Origin of the sequence: Flagellimonas alvinocaridis, from assembly GCF_965248585.1 — a bacterium.
Taxonomy (GTDB): Bacteria; Bacteroidota; Bacteroidia; order Flavobacteriales; family Flavobacteriaceae; genus Flagellimonas; species Flagellimonas alvinocaridis.
Genome location: NZ_OZ252111.1, coordinates 965,437 through 980,608, shown reverse-complemented (window position 1 = coordinate 980,608; position 15,172 = coordinate 965,437). Strand labels below are relative to the sequence as shown.

The 15,172-nt window shown below is 42.0% G+C and carries 14 protein-coding genes and 2 tRNA genes; 10 read left to right on the top strand and 6 right to left on the bottom strand.

The window, feature by feature from the left end; translation table 11 throughout:
* Nucleotides 1-3 precede the first annotated feature (3 nt).
* Nucleotides 4-693: a hypothetical protein gene (locus ACP14V_RS04405; protein ID WP_136565731.1), complete on the top strand. Its 690-nt coding sequence runs from the start codon at nt 4-6 to the stop codon at nt 691-693.
* Between the two features lie 74 nt (nt 694-767).
* Here ACP14V_RS04405 and rpsT read toward each other — a convergent pair whose 3' ends face one another.
* From rpsT to proS, 4 genes are all read right to left on the bottom strand, one after another.
* On the bottom strand, nt 768-1,019 hold the full coding sequence (rpsT, locus tag ACP14V_RS04400; protein ID WP_129653071.1) for a 30S ribosomal protein S20: 252 nt from the start codon (nt 1,017-1,019) through the stop codon (nt 768-770).
* Between the two features lie 34 nt (nt 1,020-1,053).
* Nucleotides 1,054-1,125 (bottom strand) — tRNA-Glu (locus tag ACP14V_RS04395).
* A 58-nt stretch (nt 1,126-1,183) separates the two neighbouring features.
* Nucleotides 1,184-1,255 (bottom strand) — tRNA-Glu (locus ACP14V_RS04390).
* A 79-nt stretch (nt 1,256-1,334) separates the two neighbouring features.
* Nucleotides 1,335-2,810 (bottom strand): proline--tRNA ligase, encoded by a 1,476-nt coding sequence (gene proS, locus ACP14V_RS04385; protein WP_272609499.1) that lies wholly within the window; start codon nt 2,808-2,810, stop codon nt 1,335-1,337.
* 94 nt (nt 2,811-2,904) lie between these two features.
* On the opposite strand from proS, the gene ACP14V_RS04380 reads away from it, so the two are divergent.
* Nucleotides 2,905-4,197: a hypothetical protein gene (locus ACP14V_RS04380; protein WP_272609498.1), complete on the top strand. Its 1,293-nt coding sequence runs from the start codon at nt 2,905-2,907 to the stop codon at nt 4,195-4,197.
* Between the two features lie 39 nt (nt 4,198-4,236).
* A complete protein-coding gene (locus ACP14V_RS04375) occupies nt 4,237-5,736 on the top strand; it encodes an OmpP1/FadL family transporter (RefSeq protein WP_272609497.1) in 1,500 nt (499 codons plus the stop codon).
* 52 nt (nt 5,737-5,788) lie between these two features.
* Here ACP14V_RS04375 and ACP14V_RS04370 read toward each other — a convergent pair whose 3' ends face one another.
* Together ACP14V_RS04370 and ACP14V_RS04365 are read right to left on the bottom strand one after the other, a co-directional pair.
* On the bottom strand, nt 5,789-7,120 hold the full coding sequence (locus ACP14V_RS04370) for a T9SS type B sorting domain-containing protein (RefSeq protein WP_313791639.1): 1,332 nt from the start codon (nt 7,118-7,120) through the stop codon (nt 5,789-5,791).
* 231 nt (nt 7,121-7,351) lie between these two features.
* On the bottom strand, nt 7,352-9,154 hold the full coding sequence (locus ACP14V_RS04365) for a T9SS type B sorting domain-containing protein (RefSeq protein WP_272609495.1): 1,803 nt from the start codon (nt 9,152-9,154) through the stop codon (nt 7,352-7,354).
* A 133-nt stretch (nt 9,155-9,287) separates the two neighbouring features.
* Between ACP14V_RS04365 and folE the strand changes: the two genes are divergently transcribed.
* From folE to ACP14V_RS04330, 7 genes are all read left to right on the top strand, one after another.
* Nucleotides 9,288-9,968 carry a GTP cyclohydrolase I FolE gene (gene folE / locus ACP14V_RS04360; protein WP_272609494.1) on the top strand — a complete coding sequence of 227 codons (681 nt, stop codon included), beginning with the start codon at nt 9,288-9,290 and terminating at the stop codon, nt 9,966-9,968.
* Between the two features lie 14 nt (nt 9,969-9,982).
* Nucleotides 9,983-11,464: a cysteine--tRNA ligase gene (gene cysS, locus ACP14V_RS04355; RefSeq protein ID WP_272609493.1), complete on the top strand. Its 1,482-nt coding sequence runs from the start codon at nt 9,983-9,985 to the stop codon at nt 11,462-11,464.
* Nucleotides 11,465-11,483: 19 nt separating this feature from the next.
* Nucleotides 11,484-11,711, top strand: a complete 228-nt coding sequence (yidD, locus tag ACP14V_RS04350) for a membrane protein insertion efficiency factor YidD (RefSeq protein ID WP_272609492.1) — start codon at nt 11,484-11,486, stop codon at nt 11,709-11,711.
* A 135-nt stretch (nt 11,712-11,846) separates the two neighbouring features.
* Nucleotides 11,847-12,809, top strand: a complete 963-nt coding sequence (lgt, locus tag ACP14V_RS04345) for a prolipoprotein diacylglyceryl transferase (RefSeq protein ID WP_272609491.1) — start codon at nt 11,847-11,849, stop codon at nt 12,807-12,809.
* A gap of 4 nt (nt 12,810-12,813) precedes the next feature.
* On the top strand, nt 12,814-13,293 hold the full coding sequence (locus tag ACP14V_RS04340; protein ID WP_272609490.1) for a DUF192 domain-containing protein: 480 nt from the start codon (nt 12,814-12,816) through the stop codon (nt 13,291-13,293).
* Nucleotides 13,294-13,818 carry a GNAT family N-acetyltransferase gene (locus ACP14V_RS04335; protein WP_272609489.1) on the top strand — a complete coding sequence of 175 codons (525 nt, stop codon included), beginning with the start codon at nt 13,294-13,296 and terminating at the stop codon, nt 13,816-13,818.
* Nucleotides 13,819-13,859: 41 nt separating this feature from the next.
* On the top strand, nt 13,860-15,110 hold the full coding sequence (locus ACP14V_RS04330) for an ATP-binding cassette domain-containing protein (RefSeq protein ID WP_424987895.1): 1,251 nt from the start codon (nt 13,860-13,862) through the stop codon (nt 15,108-15,110).
* Nucleotides 15,111-15,172: the final 62 nt, after the last annotated feature.

Here is a 15,172-nt window from a genome sequence, read left to right as displayed (position 1 = left end):
GGCATGGTCCAAGAAATCTATTTGTTTTTAAAGGAGCAATACTATCTTCCTTTATACCTAGTGACATGGATTGTTTCAGTATTCACCTACCGAAAGTATTTTGATACTGCACTAAAATACTTCCCCATGTTCATTGCCTACACCTTCTTTACGGAGTTGCTTGGCTATTTCATTAAGTATCATGAAGATTTTCAATTCTTCTCCGATGAGCGATATTCTTGGCGCAATATCATCATTTACAACATTTACCAAGTTGTTACTTTTCTATTTTTTTGCAGGATATATCTCAAAACCATCCAATCCAAATTGTATAAAAAATGGATACGCTATGGTGTTATTGCGATGCTTTTGGGCTATATAATAAATATCATCTTTAAAAATCCGTTCTACGAAGGTCTATATTATGCAGATATTTTTGGGTCTTGGGTTTTGTTGATGTGCATTATCTTTTACTTTAAGGAAAAAAAACAAGAGAAAAATCCATATCCCCAAAAACAAAATTTATTGTTTTGGATAAGTTTGGGCAGTTTTATCTTTTATCTGCTGGTACCTTACATATTGTTAATTGGTAACACCAGCGCAAACTTATGGTTCTATCTACACCTAAGAACCGTACTACTCCTGCTCATTCTGGTTATGTACAGCTGTTTTATCATTGGCTTTTTAGTTGGAAAAAGAAAAGCCTTCCGTTAAATACAATCTAAAAAGTTTGGTCATAAAAAAAGCTCCCAATTCGGGAGCTTTTATATATTTCCATCAAGCAAATATTACATTCCTGCAACTCTGCTCATCAATTTGCTTTTCAAATTGGAAGCCTTATTGGTGTGGATGATATTCTTCTTTGCCAATTTATCGATCATTCCAACAACAGTAGGCAACAAAGCCTCTGCAGCCTTCTTGTCTTCCTCGTTACGCAATTTTTTGATGGCATTACGCACAGTTTTGTGCTGATACCTGTTGCGCAAGCGTACTGCTTCGTTTCTTCTGATTCTCTTTAATGCTGACTTATGGTTTGCCATTGCCTTTATTTATACTTTCTAAATCCTTTTTTTGTAGCCCGTAGGGGAATCGAACCCCTGTTACCAGGATGAAAACCTGGCGTCCTAACCCCTAGACGAACGGGCCTAATTAATTTGAAAACCTGATTAAAAATCAAAGTTTTCCAATATTCCATTGAACTTTGTAGCCCGTAGGGGAATCGAACCCCTGTTACCAGGATGAAAACCTGGCGTCCTAACCCCTAGACGAACGGGCCATAAGGTTGCACAATTGCGGATGCAAAAATACAACTATTTTTAAGTCTTGCAACAGTAATTATTATTTTTTGCACCTACTTAATAGGCCTTGGCAAACAATACCCTTTGGGCTGATGGTTTTCCTGTTACCATACAGACCCCTTCTTCCTTATCAACATTCAACGGAATACAGCGAATGGTAGCCTTGGTGTCTTCCTTTATACGTTCTTCGGTTTCGGCCGTACCATCCCAATGCGCGGTAACAAAACCACCCTTTTCCTCAATTACACGTTTAAACTCTTCGTAGGTATCCACTGGGGTGATGTGCTCCTTTCTATACGTCAGCGCCTTATTGTAAATGTTCTCTTGGATTTCTTCCATGAGGGACACTACCTTTTCCACGACATCGTCCGCCTTTACGGATTCCTTTTGTAAAGTATCTCTTCGAGCCACTTCATAGGTTCCATTTTCAAGGTCACGTTGCCCAACGGCCAAACGTACGGGAACCCCTTTCAGTTCATATTCATTGAACTTGAATCCCGGTTTATGGGTATCCCTTTTATCATATTTAACGGAAAGTCCCTTGGAACGCAGTTCTTTTACCAAGGGTTCCACTTTTTCGGAAATGGCGTCCAGTTGGTCCAATCCTTTATAAATGGGCACGATCACCACCTGAATGGGCGCCAATTTTGGTGGAAGCACCAAACCATTGTCATCACTATGGGTCATCACCAATGCTCCCATAAGTCGGGTTGAGACTCCCCAAGAAGTAGCCCAAACATATTCTTGTTTTCCTTCCTTATTGGCGAATTTCACATCAAATGCCTTGGCAAAGTTCTGTCCTAAAAAGTGTGAGGTCCCCGCTTGGAGCGCTTTTCCATCCTGCATCAATGCCTCAATACAATACGTTTCCTCTGCCCCTGCAAAACGTTCACTGGCAGTCTTGGTGCCTTTCATCACTGGAACACCCATGTGTTCCTCGACAAATTCGGCATACACGTTCATCATTTGTTCCGCTTCAGCCACAGCCTCTTCCCTTGTGGCATGCGCCGTATGTCCTTCTTGCCATAAAAACTCGGCCGTACGCAAAAAGAGGCGTGTACGCATTTCCCATCGCACCACATTGGCCCATTGGTTCACCATGATGGGCAAATCGCGATAGGACTGAACCCATCTTCTATACGTATCCCAGATAATGGTTTCGGAAGTAGGACGCACAATAAGTTCTTCTTCCAACTTGGCATCCTCATCCACTATGATCCCACTACCGTCCTCCGCATTCTTCAACCGATAGTGTGTTACCACCGCACATTCCTTGGCAAAACCTTCTACGTGACTTGCTTCCTTGCTCAGATAGGATTTTGGAATAAACAAGGGAAAATAAGCATTCTCATGACCTGTTTCCTTGAACATTTTATCCAATTGGGCCTGCATCTTTTCCCAAATAGCGTAGCCATAGGGTTTTATGACCATACATCCCCTAACTCCCGAATTCTCAGCTAAATCTGATTTTACGACAAGTTCATTATACCATTTGGAATAATCCTCTGCTCTACTCGTTAAATTTTTACCCATCTACTATAGTTTGGCACAAAACTTGTGATTTTATTAGCGAAATAATTCGGTAAAACTAATTATTTTTAATATGTTCAACAATAAAAATTGCGCAATGATAAAGTTAATACCCCACAGAAAATTTCAAGCTCTTGCCATACTCCCAGTGGCCACCCTCCTTGTGGCTTCCTGTGGATCGTATCAGCAAGCTTCGTATTATGAAGATGGTATCTATTCCAACGGTGATCGCGTTGTTCGTGTAGAAAAAAAGTCTGCGGAAGCCGTACGCATTGAAGAACAAGAAAACAATTTATACGGCGATTATTTTGGACAAAAAGCGGATGAATATGCTGAGATTTTGGATGACGAAATCTTCACCGACATTGACAGCTATTCCAGTCAAATGCAAAACGACACCATTCCATTAGGTGAGCAAACCGATTATTTCGCGTACAATAATACCTATAATGGCAATCCCGGATGGGGTGACAATCCCACCAGCCTTACCATAAATGTCTATGACAATAATTGGGGCTGGGGTGGCTTCGGTTGGGGATGGAACGACCCTTGGCTATGGAACACTGGATGGGGATGGAATGCCGGATGGGGATGGGGCTGGAACAGACCTTGGAGATTTAACCGTTGGGGCTGGGGCGGATATTACGGCTGGGGTGGATACCCTTACTATGGCGGTTGGGGATATGCCGGCTACTACGGTTGGGGCGGCTACTATAACTATGGCTGGAGACCCTACTACAACAATAGATATTACGGAAGAAATTATGCCTATAACCGAACCCGAAGAGGCTATAACAGCGTAATTCCCGGCACAACATTAAGAGGACGCTCCAATCTTGCATCAAGGTCAAGCGGTTATACATCCCGATACAGAACAGATAGTGGACGTTCCAACTTGAGCAGCAGAACTGCAACATCTGGAAGAAGCTCCAGAACCTACAGTGGCCTAAGCTCAAGAAGAACCGTTAGTGCAGATGCCTCTGCCCGGAACAGGGACTACAGAACCAGCAGAAGCACAAGAACCACTCCTCGATATAACAATAGTGGTAGTTCAAGAACATACCGTTCCTATGGCACCACACCTTCCACAAGAAGTAGTGGCACTTACAGAAGAAGCGGAACAGTGAACAGAAGCTCATCTTCTCCCGGTTATCGCAGTTCGGGAAGAAGTACAAGAAGTTATCAATCTTCACGTAGTACGGCTCCAAGCCGAAGCAATTATAGTAGGTCTTCTTCGGGATCAAGCTCACGAAGCAGTGGCTACAGAAGTAGTGGCTCTAGCTCTAGAAGTAGCGGAAGCTATAGAAGTTCCGGAAGCAGCTCCAGAAGTTCTGGCGGCAGATCAGGAGGTTCTTCACGCTCATCGGGAAGAAGTAACGGAAGACATTAAATCCCAGAAATCCATCTCAACTCATTAAAAAAATTGAAAATGAAACAAATTTCAACTTTCATAATGGTATTGGCATGCACTTTTGCAACCGCACAGACCATAGACGACGTTTTACGATACAGTACAGAAAATATTCAGGGAACGGCAAGATTTCAAGCCATGGGTGGCGCATTTGGAGCGCTTGGCGGTGATTTATCAGCCTTAAATGTCAACCCTGCAGGTTCTGCAGTATTCAATTTCAGTGAAATTAGCATCACGGGGTCCAATTATCACCGAAACAATGATGCGTTCTTTGGAAACAGCGTAAGCAATACCACCGACAATTCCTTGGAATTTAACCAAGTGGGAGGTGTTCTGGTATTTAAATCCACAGAAAGTCCTTGGAAAAAAGTTGCCTTGGCATTCAACTATGATATGGTACAAAATTTTGACAATAGCTTTTTTGCAGGAGGAAGCACATCTGTAGGTATAGACAATTATTTTTTGAACTTTGCCCAAGGCCAGCCACTTGGCCCTCTCCGCGTACAGCAGGGAGAGTTCATTGAAGAAGCCTATCTGGATATTGGCTCCAGCCTTGGATATGGCGCCCAACAGGCTTTCCTAGGATTCCAAGCAGGCCTTATTGAACCTACGGTAGATGATGATGACAACACTTCTTACTTTTCAAATGCCGAATACAGCAGCGTAAACCAAGAATACCTTCAGACCACTTCCGGATACAACAGCAAGTTCACGGTAAATTTTGCCGGCCAATATCAGGAAAATCTTTACGTAGGTGCTTCATTGAATTTTCACAATGTACTGTATGACAGGGTTACTTTAATGGATGAGAATGGATATAACCAAGACTCCCCTATTCAATTCACCACTTTTGATAATTTATTGCATACCGAAGGCTATGGGTTTTCATTTAGCCTTGGGGCCATTGCCAAATTAAATGAAAGTGTGCGTGTTGGAGGTAGCTATCAGTCCCCTACGTGGTACGAGTTGACGGACGACACTTCACAGCGCATCAACTCCACTTTGGCGGTATCGGATATCGATTTCATTGATTTTAGCATTGTTAACCTGTACGAAGATTATCGCATAAAAACTCCCGGCAAACTTACTGGTAGTGTTGCCGTAATCTTTGGCCAAGATGGTTTGTTGAGTTTTGACTACGGATACCAAGACATGTCACAAGCAGAGCTTAGACCCACATCTGATCCTAATTTTGCATCGGAAAATGATTTTATAAATGAAACACTTGGCGTTGTAAACACCTATCGATTGGGTGGAGAATTCCGAATAGACCAAGTAAGTTTAAGGGCGGGGTATAGATACGAGGACAGTCCTTATGAAAATGACGACATTGTGGGCGAACTAACTGGATTCTCTGGCGGTATCGGCTATAGTTTTGGAGGAAGCAGATTGGATTTGGCCGTTAGCCGAACCGAACAGGATGTAAACACCTTCCTTTTTGATTCCGGTATTAATAGTTCCGCTATGATCAATAGGATAAATACCAATATTTCCTTGGGATATAGTTTTAAATTCTAATTTGGGAATATTTGAAGAATGCAAGGTCGGAGCAATCCGGCCTTTTTTTGTTTTAACGTACTAAGGAAAAGTGCCTGCGTACCGAACGGGCCACCATAACCCCGCTGTCATCTCGATCATAATCCAGTCTAAACCAGTAGTCGGAAGAAGGCAAATCCCTTCCGTTAAAGGTTCCATCCCATCCTAGATTGGGATCCAACTGCTTCAATAACTTACCATAACGATCAAAGATAAATACGGTTGGGTTGGACAATTGATCAATACCATAAACATTCCAACTGTCGTGCACCCCATCCCCGTTGGGCGTAAAGAATTTGGGATAACCCACCACCAAAAATGGAACAGGGTCTGAAGTTCCGCAGCCATTCTTGTCATTTATGACCACTGAGTTTAATCCGGGAGGAACATCCAAGAAAATAGGATCATCCTGAAACTCCCCGCCATTGATGGCATATTCATAATCCCCATCGCCATCGGGAATAAACTCCACATTATACGGGTCGGTTTGATCACTGCTCACCAAATCATCCAAAATGGTTACCGTTAAACTTGGGATACCGTAATAAGTAATTAAAATATCATCAGTAATGGGATTCCCAAAAGGCCATTCAATAGTAACATAATATCTTCCAGAATTAGGGCTTGAAACCATTAACTCAGCGCCAAAAGGACCTGTTCCCGGCAATGTAGCATCAATAACCCCGTCATCATCATAATCCACAGTCCATTCAACAGATGTAACACTGGAACCTGCTGGAGAGTTCAACGCCGATAAGGTAATAGGTGTTGTTTCATCTTCACATGCATAAATATCAAATCCAAGAAAATTATCTCGAAAATCACAATCCAAGGCCGTGTTCTGATCATCCTCAACCGATGTGCCTGTAAATGTTAGGATGAACGACTCTGGGTCATCATCAAAATTGGTGTTGTAATTGTTAATGTACAGGTAATAGATTTCCCCAGCGGTAACATCCAACCATTCATCATACGTGTTCTGGCTCTGCTTTACAAAAGGAGCTCCTTCCCTACCATCCACAGGATTTACCCCAATTCCTGTAAATCCGGTATCGTTGGTTTCATAATTGCAACGAATGGGCTGGGCGGTCCCATCTCCCACTATGGTACAAAAGTTTTGACCTGTGGTTTGATCAAAGGGACCATAAACTGCAAAATCCCATTCCGCGGTAAGAACTCCACCCGGATTGGGAAGCGCTTCAATATCAAATCCAATCTGCCCATCTGTTCCAGCACGAAAAACATACCATCCTGTATTGTGCTCTATATTTGCCGAACTATTGCTCCCCTTTTCCAAGCAACCCGTTTGGGTAATCACTTCGGGGTCAAAATCATCAATATCACCACTTCCGTCAGTAGTTCCCATAATAGGGGCATCTGCACACACAGGAATTGCTGTTCTACAATCTGGGGAGTTTTGAGCGCATACTGCCATGGAGAATATAAAAAAGCAGCATATTGCGCTAAATAGAGCTCTCATAGAATTTTTTGGGGCTAAAGGTTATTCTATATATAACCTCTATAACTCCATATGGTATCCTTTTAGTATTTGTTCATCGAAAAAATATGCTGTTAATCGATGAAATGCGTTTTCAAGTTAACGCTTCAAGGAAAAATGACTTTGGAGATATTTGGCATTTACCCTATTGCCATTCGCATCAACATACGATAATTTAAACCAATAATCTGTGGAAGGAAGTGGCTTTCCATTTAGATTTCCATCCCAGCCAGCATCCAATTCAGTCATTTGCTTTATCATTTTACCATAACGGTCAAAGATAGTGACCACTGGAGAATTCAATTCTGAAAGTCCTTCTATTTGCCATCTTTCATTGAGCACATCCCCATTGGGTGAAAAACTGGCCAAATAGCCCACAACCACAATATTTTCCCTGACCTCTCCACAGCCATGGATGTCCCGCATGGTAACCTCATGACTTCCCGGAAGCACATCTTCAAAAGTATTACTGGACTGAAAATCCCCATCATCCAATCGGTATTCCAATTCGGTATTGCTCTCGGTGATGATTCTCACCGTATTTCTCGGTTTAAAATCATCAATTTCAACATCGGTTATCACTGGTAATTCCGAAATGTTCACAGTAATGGTTCTTGTTGCCTCGCAAGACAAACCACTGGAGGCATGGGTCACAGTAACGGTATATTCCCCTTCTTCGGAAACCATAATGCTTGGACTTTGCTCACCCGTACTCCATTGATAGGTGTAATTAGGATTGGGCATGGTTTCCCCAATGAAAATGGCACCGGTTCCTTCACAAATTACCATTTGTTCCGAAAAGGTCAGCTCAGGAACCTCAATGGCATCCAACAGAAAACTCTCAGATGCATCATAACAATTTGGATTGGCCAATGAAGTGGTCCGCACATAAATGGTCTCTTGCCCCGGGCTTTTTTCATATTCCTTAGGCAATGGGCTTATTCCCGTATCTGCATCGGACTGCGAACTATGGTAGCTCACTATAAATTCATTGGGATTTTGGTTTCCCAAAGCCTCTATGTCTTTTGTTGATAAATCAAAAGTGGTATTTGGTGTATGGCAATAAACTGCATCTGTCAGGGTTCCAGTGACGGGGCTGGCATTGAATCCCACTTGTACATCGCTTATGATAGTGCCCGTACCAGTAGCGACCACAACACGATATTGTGCAGAATCTGGCGCGGTATAGGTTGAAGCATTGGCTCCTGAAATCAATTGAAATCCGCTGCCTGTATCGCTATACCACTCATATCCGACCGCTCCAGAAGTAGTAGCGTCCAAAACTACGGTATCACCTTCACATGCGGCAACTGGAGGCCCCAAAAGGTTGTTGATTATGGAACAGTCAAGCGCATCATTGGGATTGGTTAACCAAATATCACCTGTAAACTGTATGGAAAACCCGGAATTTACATTGCTAAAATTATTGATAAAGAGGTAATAATCCTGTCCCGGCTCTACCTGAAGCCAATCTTCATAATGAACGGATTCCCCATCACCTGTAGGATCTTCCCCTACGCCAATAAACCTTTTGGAATCACTGTTATCAAAAAAATTGCAACGAATAGGCTCACCCAACGTATTGCAATCACTGGCCTGGTATAGTGCAAAATCCCAGTCTTCGGAACTATTGTGTCCAATATTGAATCCCAGTTGTCCTGATGCCCCGGTGCGAAATCGATACCATGCAGAGTTGGATTCTATGGTGCCGGAAGTGGTCTGTTCCAAACAACCACTGGAAGCAGCTCCGTAGAAATCATCAACACCAAAACCATTGGTTCCCCCATTAATCGGTGTGTTGTTACAAATGGGAACAACAGTGGCGCAATCTGGTGATACTTGGGTATAGCCAAACTGCCAAACAAGGGTACATAATAAAGCTTTTAAAACCGATTTCACCATAAAAGACTGTAGGTTTGGGCATTATAAAAGTAGAAAGTCCCCTTCCTTAACAATAATTTATGTTGTCAAACCCCCGCTATCAGATGTTAAATAGTCCATTAATGTATATCTTTGCTTTCTTGAAGAAACAGCAATGAAAATAGAGCAGGCATTGGAAGAACAGTATGAAGACAGGGGCAACGATCATGTTGGCTCTTCAACCGAAACCCCTATGAGGGATAATGCTTTTGTATTGAGCGATGAAGAAAAAATTGAACGGATACAGAAAAGTGTACGTGAAATCATGTTGACGCTCGGCCTTGATTTGGATGATGACAGCCTGGCCGGAACACCTAAAAGAGTGGCCAAGATGTACGTAAAGGAAGTTTTTGGCGGACTACATCCCAAGAGAAAACCTGAATCCTCCACATTCAAGAACAAATACAAGTATGGTGAAATGTTGGTAGAGAAGAACATTGTTCTTTACTCTACCTGTGAGCATCACTTGTTGCCCATAGTGGGACGGGCGCATATTGCCTATATTTCCAACGGTACTGTGGTTGGGCTTTCCAAAATGAACCGTATTGTTGACTATTACGCCAAGCGCCCTCAAGTACAGGAACGCTTGAATATCCAAATTGTAAAGGAAATGCAACGGGTGCTGGGCACCGAAGATGTAGCCTGCGTTATTGATGCAAAGCATCTTTGCGTAAATTCAAGGGGAATCCGTGATATTGAAAGCAGCACGGTAACTTCTGAATACGGCGGAAAATTTAAAGATGAAGCTGTAAGACGGGAATTTTTGGATTACATCAACCTGGATACCGACTTTTAATCCTACTTTTTTAAATGCAACTTTATAAAGACCAAAATCTAAAAGTACACAATTCACTTTCTGGAAAAAAAGAGGTTTTTCAACCTATAAACGAAGGCCATGTGGGCATGTATGTCTGCGGTCCCACGGTGTATAGCAATGTACATTTGGGCAACTGTCGCACCTTTATGTCCTTCGATATGATTTTCAGGTACTTCAAACATTTGGGGTATAAGGTTCGCTATGTACGGAATATTACAGATGCCGGACATTTGGAAAACGATGCCGATGATGGAGAGGACAAAATTGCCAAAAAAGCCAAGTTGGAGCAGATTGAACCCATGGAAGTGGTACAACGCTACACCGTGGATTTCCATAACACCCTGCAACAATTCAACCTATTGCCCCCAAGCATAGAGCCTACGGCAACAGGGCACATTATTGAGCAGATAGAGATTATCAAGGATATTCTGGAAAAAGGATTTGCTTATGAGGTCAATGGTAGTGTGTACTTTGATGTGGTCAAGTTCAACAAAGACCACGAATATGGAAAGTTGAGTGGAAGGAAACTGGAGGATATGATTGCCAACACCCGCGAACTTACCGCCCAGGATGAAAAGCACAACCCACAGGATTTTGCCCTTTGGAAAAAAGCCGAGCCACAGCACATCATGCGTTGGCCCTCACCATGGGGAGATGGTTTCCCAGGCTGGCATTTGGAGTGTACTGCCATGAGCACCAAATATTTAGGAGAGACCTTTGATATTCACGGAGGGGGGATGGATCTAAAGTTTCCCCATCACGAATGCGAAATTGCACAAGCCGAGGCCAGTACAGGAAAATCCCCAGTAAAATATTGGCTCCATGCCAATATGCTCACCCTCAATGGGAAAAAAATGTCCAAATCCACGGGTAACAATATTTACCCCTCTGAAATCATAAGTGGTAACAACGACATCTTGAGCAAGGCCTATTCCCCTGCCGTGGTACGCTTTTTTATGATGCAGGCACACTACACCAGTATCTTAGATCTTAGTGATGATGCGCTCCAGGCTTCGGAAAAGGGATACAACCGATTGATGGATGCCCTCAATTGTTTAGATGGATTAAAAACTGGCGCATCCTCTGATTTTGATGTCGAGGCATGGAAGCAAAAATGCTATGATGCCATGAACGATGATTTCAATACCCCTATCTTGATTGCCCATCTTTTTGATGCTGTAAAGCACATCAACTTGATCAAGGAAGAAAAGGAAACCATCACGCAAGAGGACAAAACGTTACTTTTATCCACCATGAACAGTTTTGTTTATGATGTTTTGGGCATTGAGAACCAATCCATGGGTCAAAATGATTCCAACGCTTTGAATGGTGTCATGGAATTGCTGATTGAACTTCGTAATGAAGCAAGGGCTAACAAGGATTTTGCCACTTCGGACAAAATCAGGGACGAATTGACCGCTTTGGGCATTCAGCTAAAGGACGGAAAGGACGGCACTACCTTCAGTATAGGTTAAGTCCGCAGAAACGGATACAATGTCGATAAAAAGAATTTTAATTGCCCCCTTTGTACTGCTGGTACGAGCCTATCAATTGCTCATTTCACCATATTTACCAGCTACATGTCGTTATTCCCCCACCTGTTCACAATATACGCTTGAGGCACTTAAAAAACACGGCCTATTTAAAGGTGGCTGGCTTTCCTTAAAACGTATAGCTAGCTGTAATCCTTGGGGTGGAAAGGGTTATGACCCTGTCCCATAGAACATTCCAACTGTCAACTATAAGTTCCCAAACCATGTAAACCTTTATCAGGTATTGCAATTACAAGTACCAAAAAAGTAATAATCCTCTCGCCTGTCCAATCAAAGTAGTTATATTAGTCCAAAAATTAACTCAATGTATTTTCTTGGTTTTAATTGGAATCCGGAGGGAACTTTGTTCAAAATAGGGTTCGTTCAAATAAAATATTATAATCTGCTTTGGATAGCTGCCTTTGTTGCGGGTTGGTTTATCATGAAACGGATATTTGAGAACGAAAAAAAGTCCATGGAAAAATTGGACTCACTTTTTATATACACCGTAGTCTCCATTATGCTCGGTGCCCGTCTGGGTCATGTCTTCTTTTATGATTGGTCTTACTACAAAAATCACTTGATTGAAATTCTTTTGCCCATTCGCGAAAGTGCCAATAGTTCTTTGTTTGGATTCATCAATGGATATGAGTTTACCGGTTTCACGGGATTGGCCAGCCATGGAGCCACTATTGCCGCCGTTATTGGAGTATGGCTCTACTGTAGAAAATGGGAAGACATAAAAATGCTTTGGTTATTGGACCGATTGGTAATTCCTTCGGCCATTGGAGCGAGTTTTGTGCGGTTTGGAAATTTTTTCAACTCCGAAATCAACGGGAAAATTGTAGATAAATCCTATTTTTTAGCCACTCGTTTTATTCGAGACTCAGATGATATGCCATCATACAGAGCCATGGCCCTGACCCATGAAAAGACTGAAAATGCCGCTTACAAAGCCATTGAACACAATCCCGATTTTGCCAACCTTCTAGAATCCATTCCGTTTAGACACCCCGCACAATTGTATGAAGGCATCTGCTATATTTTTGTGTTCGTGGTACTGTACCAACTATATTGGAAAACGGACAAAAAAGATAGGCCCGGTTATCTTTTTGGGCTCTTTATGGTACTTTTATTTGTGGTTCGGTTTGTTGTGGAATTCTTTAAGAAAAGTCAGGGAGGTTTTGAAGATACTCTGGGCCTTTTGTCCACCGGCCAGTGGTTGAGCATCCCTATGATCATAATTGGACTTTTCTTTATGTACAAACCCCTTCCAGAAAAAGACTGATTCCATGTACCTTAAATCATCCATAATCCTCTTGGTTTTTATCTTGGCCTCATGCAAGACAGAAAATAATAAGGAAATAAAGACAGAGACCATTAAATTCAAAAAGGAAGGAAGCCTGAATATTCTTCAATCTCAAACAGACTCGCTACTGGTGGAGTTTGATATAGAAATAGCCGAAACCGACTACGAGACCCAAACAGGTCTTATGTATCGGGAATCCATGGAAAAAAATCAAGGGATGCTCTTTATCTTTCCAGATGTGTCCATGCACTATTTTTATATGAAGAACACCTTGATTCCTCTGGATATCATTTACATTGGGGAAAACCAAAAAATTGCCAGTTTTCAAAAAAATGCCCAACCTAATGATGAAACCAGTCTCTCTTCCAAAGTACCCATTAAATATGTTTTGGAAATAAATGCTGGTCTTTCAGATAAGTTTGGGTTACAGGTGGGAGACAGCATTACCTTTACCAAAAACTAAATGTCCAAGTATCTGCTAGAAGGTCAAACTACGGAACGATTGCTGTTTCGCAATATACAACCGTCAGATTTTAATGATTGGCTGCCCTTTTACCGTGAACCAAAATCCACTCAATTTTGGGAAGGGTTGCCGGAAAATCCCATAGAAGCATGCCAAGCACAATTTGACCGTATTTTTGAACGCTATGAAAACGATTTGGGCGGCATGAACGCCTTGATTCTGAAAGAAAGCGGGCAACTGGTAGGTATCTGTGGTCTTCTTGTTCAAACTGTTGACAATACTGAGGAACTGGAAATAGGATATTCTGTATTGCCAAAGTTTTGGTTACGGGGATTTGCTTTTGAAGCTGCCCAAAAATGCAAGGAATATGCGTTTGAACAAAACTATGCCAATTCCTTAATATCCATTATCCATGTAGATAATGTTCCCTCACAAAAAGTAGCTCTAAAGAATGGCATGTTATTGGACAAAACAACTTCATATAAAGATAATCCAGTCTATATTTTTAGGGTAAATCAGGCATAATCTCTAATTTCAATGCCAGAATCTAGATTTCTCTTCAAAACATGCAGAAAACCAGAAATTTTGCCGTTTTAATCAATAACACATCCTATTCCGGCAATTTCATCAACCAATTGTTGAAACAAGATTCCATTAAAGGTTTTGAAGAACTTGCCCCAAAAAAAGGAGGGTTGTTTTCCAGAGCGGAAATTGAACGGTTCATGGATGAAGAGGAACGCCACGATATAAAAATCCTTACCCGAAATACAGACCAGTCCTTAAAAACCATGAGCAGTGGAGAACAGAAAAAAGCCTTGCTCAGCCATTTAATGTCCGAAAACAACGATTTTTTGGTCCTGGTGAATCCTTTTGACAATTTGGATGTCGCAACGCAAAGTCAATTAAAAGATGAACTCTGTGCTATTGGAACAAGAAAAACATTGATTCAACTAGCAAGCCGTGTAGAAGATATTTTACCCGTGATGACGGAATTTTTTAAACTCGATGGCGATGTCCTTGTACCATATCTTTCCGAAGCATCATTTTGGGAGGCCAACCGACAAAATTCCATACAGTTTAAGGGAGCCATACCACCTCCATTGGAGCCCATCAACCTTGAGCACCCTGAATTGGTAAATTTTGAAGGGGTTTCAGTCAGTTTTGATGGCAAACAAGTTTTGGACCGTATTAGCTGGAGGATTAAAAAAGGAGATTTCTGGCAATTGGTAGGCCCCAATGGTAGTGGAAAAACAACCCTGTTGTCCATGATCACGGGAGATAGCCATAAGGGATACGGTAAAAACCTTTCCCTGTTCGGTCAAAAAAAAGGAAGCGGTGAAAGTGTATGGGACCTTAAAAAAAAGATTGGTTATTTTACCCCGGCCATGACAGATAAATTTGGTGGATACCACACGCTGGAGCATATGGTCATCTCTGGACTCCATGATTCAATTGGCTTGTACGTACTGCCCACCCAAACTGAAAAACTTTTGGCACGTGAGTGGTTACAGCTTTTGAATTTGTATGATAAACGAGATTATCTTTTTAGAGAGCTTTCAGCTGGGGACAAACGGTTGGTCATGACTGCAAGGGCCATGATCAAGCATCCTCCCTTGCTTATATTGGATGAACCAACAGCGGGTTTGGATGATGCCAGCGCAGCCTTGTTTGTTGCCTTAGTGAATAAAATTGCCCAAGAAAGTCATACCGCCATAATCTTTGTTTCGCACAGAATGGAAGCGGGCTTGCATCCTCAATTTAATTACGTCTTGGAGATGAGACCCAACGGTTCAGTTGGAACGGTAATCCAAAAATAAAATCACCATACGTCATCATCATATCATAAAAAATAAAAGCCGCTCTTAAGAGCGGCTTTTAT

Bases quoted from the DNA above. Each gene is read 5' to 3' on its own strand.
- ACP14V_RS04405 (WP_136565731.1), top strand. From the start codon at position 4: ATGGTCCAAGAAATCTATTTGTTTTTAAAGGAGCAATACTATCTTCCT.
- rpsT (WP_129653071.1), bottom strand. From the start codon at position 1,019: ATGGCAAACCATAAGTCAGCATTAAAGAGAATCAGAAGAAACGAAGCA.
- proS (WP_272609499.1), bottom strand. From the start codon at position 2,810: ATGGGTAAAAATTTAACGAGTAGAGCAGAGGATTATTCCAAATGGTAT.
- ACP14V_RS04380 (WP_272609498.1), top strand. From the start codon at position 2,905: ATGATAAAGTTAATACCCCACAGAAAATTTCAAGCTCTTGCCATACTC.
- ACP14V_RS04375 (WP_272609497.1), top strand. From the start codon at position 4,237: ATGAAACAAATTTCAACTTTCATAATGGTATTGGCATGCACTTTTGCA.
- ACP14V_RS04370 (WP_313791639.1), bottom strand. From the start codon at position 7,120: ATGGGAACTACTGACGGAAGTGGTGATATTGATGATTTTGACCCCGAA.
- ACP14V_RS04365 (WP_272609495.1), bottom strand. From the start codon at position 9,154: ATGGTGAAATCGGTTTTAAAAGCTTTATTATGTACCCTTGTTTGGCAG.
- folE (WP_272609494.1), top strand. From the start codon at position 9,288: ATGAAAATAGAGCAGGCATTGGAAGAACAGTATGAAGACAGGGGCAAC.
- cysS (WP_272609493.1), top strand. From the start codon at position 9,983: ATGCAACTTTATAAAGACCAAAATCTAAAAGTACACAATTCACTTTCT.
- yidD (WP_272609492.1), top strand. From the start codon at position 11,484: ATGTCGATAAAAAGAATTTTAATTGCCCCCTTTGTACTGCTGGTACGA.
- lgt (WP_272609491.1), top strand. From the start codon at position 11,847: ATGTATTTTCTTGGTTTTAATTGGAATCCGGAGGGAACTTTGTTCAAA.
- ACP14V_RS04340 (WP_272609490.1), top strand. From the start codon at position 12,814: ATGTACCTTAAATCATCCATAATCCTCTTGGTTTTTATCTTGGCCTCA.
- ACP14V_RS04335 (WP_272609489.1), top strand. From the start codon at position 13,294: ATGTCCAAGTATCTGCTAGAAGGTCAAACTACGGAACGATTGCTGTTT.
- ACP14V_RS04330 (WP_424987895.1), top strand. From the start codon at position 13,860: ATGCAGAAAACCAGAAATTTTGCCGTTTTAATCAATAACACATCCTAT.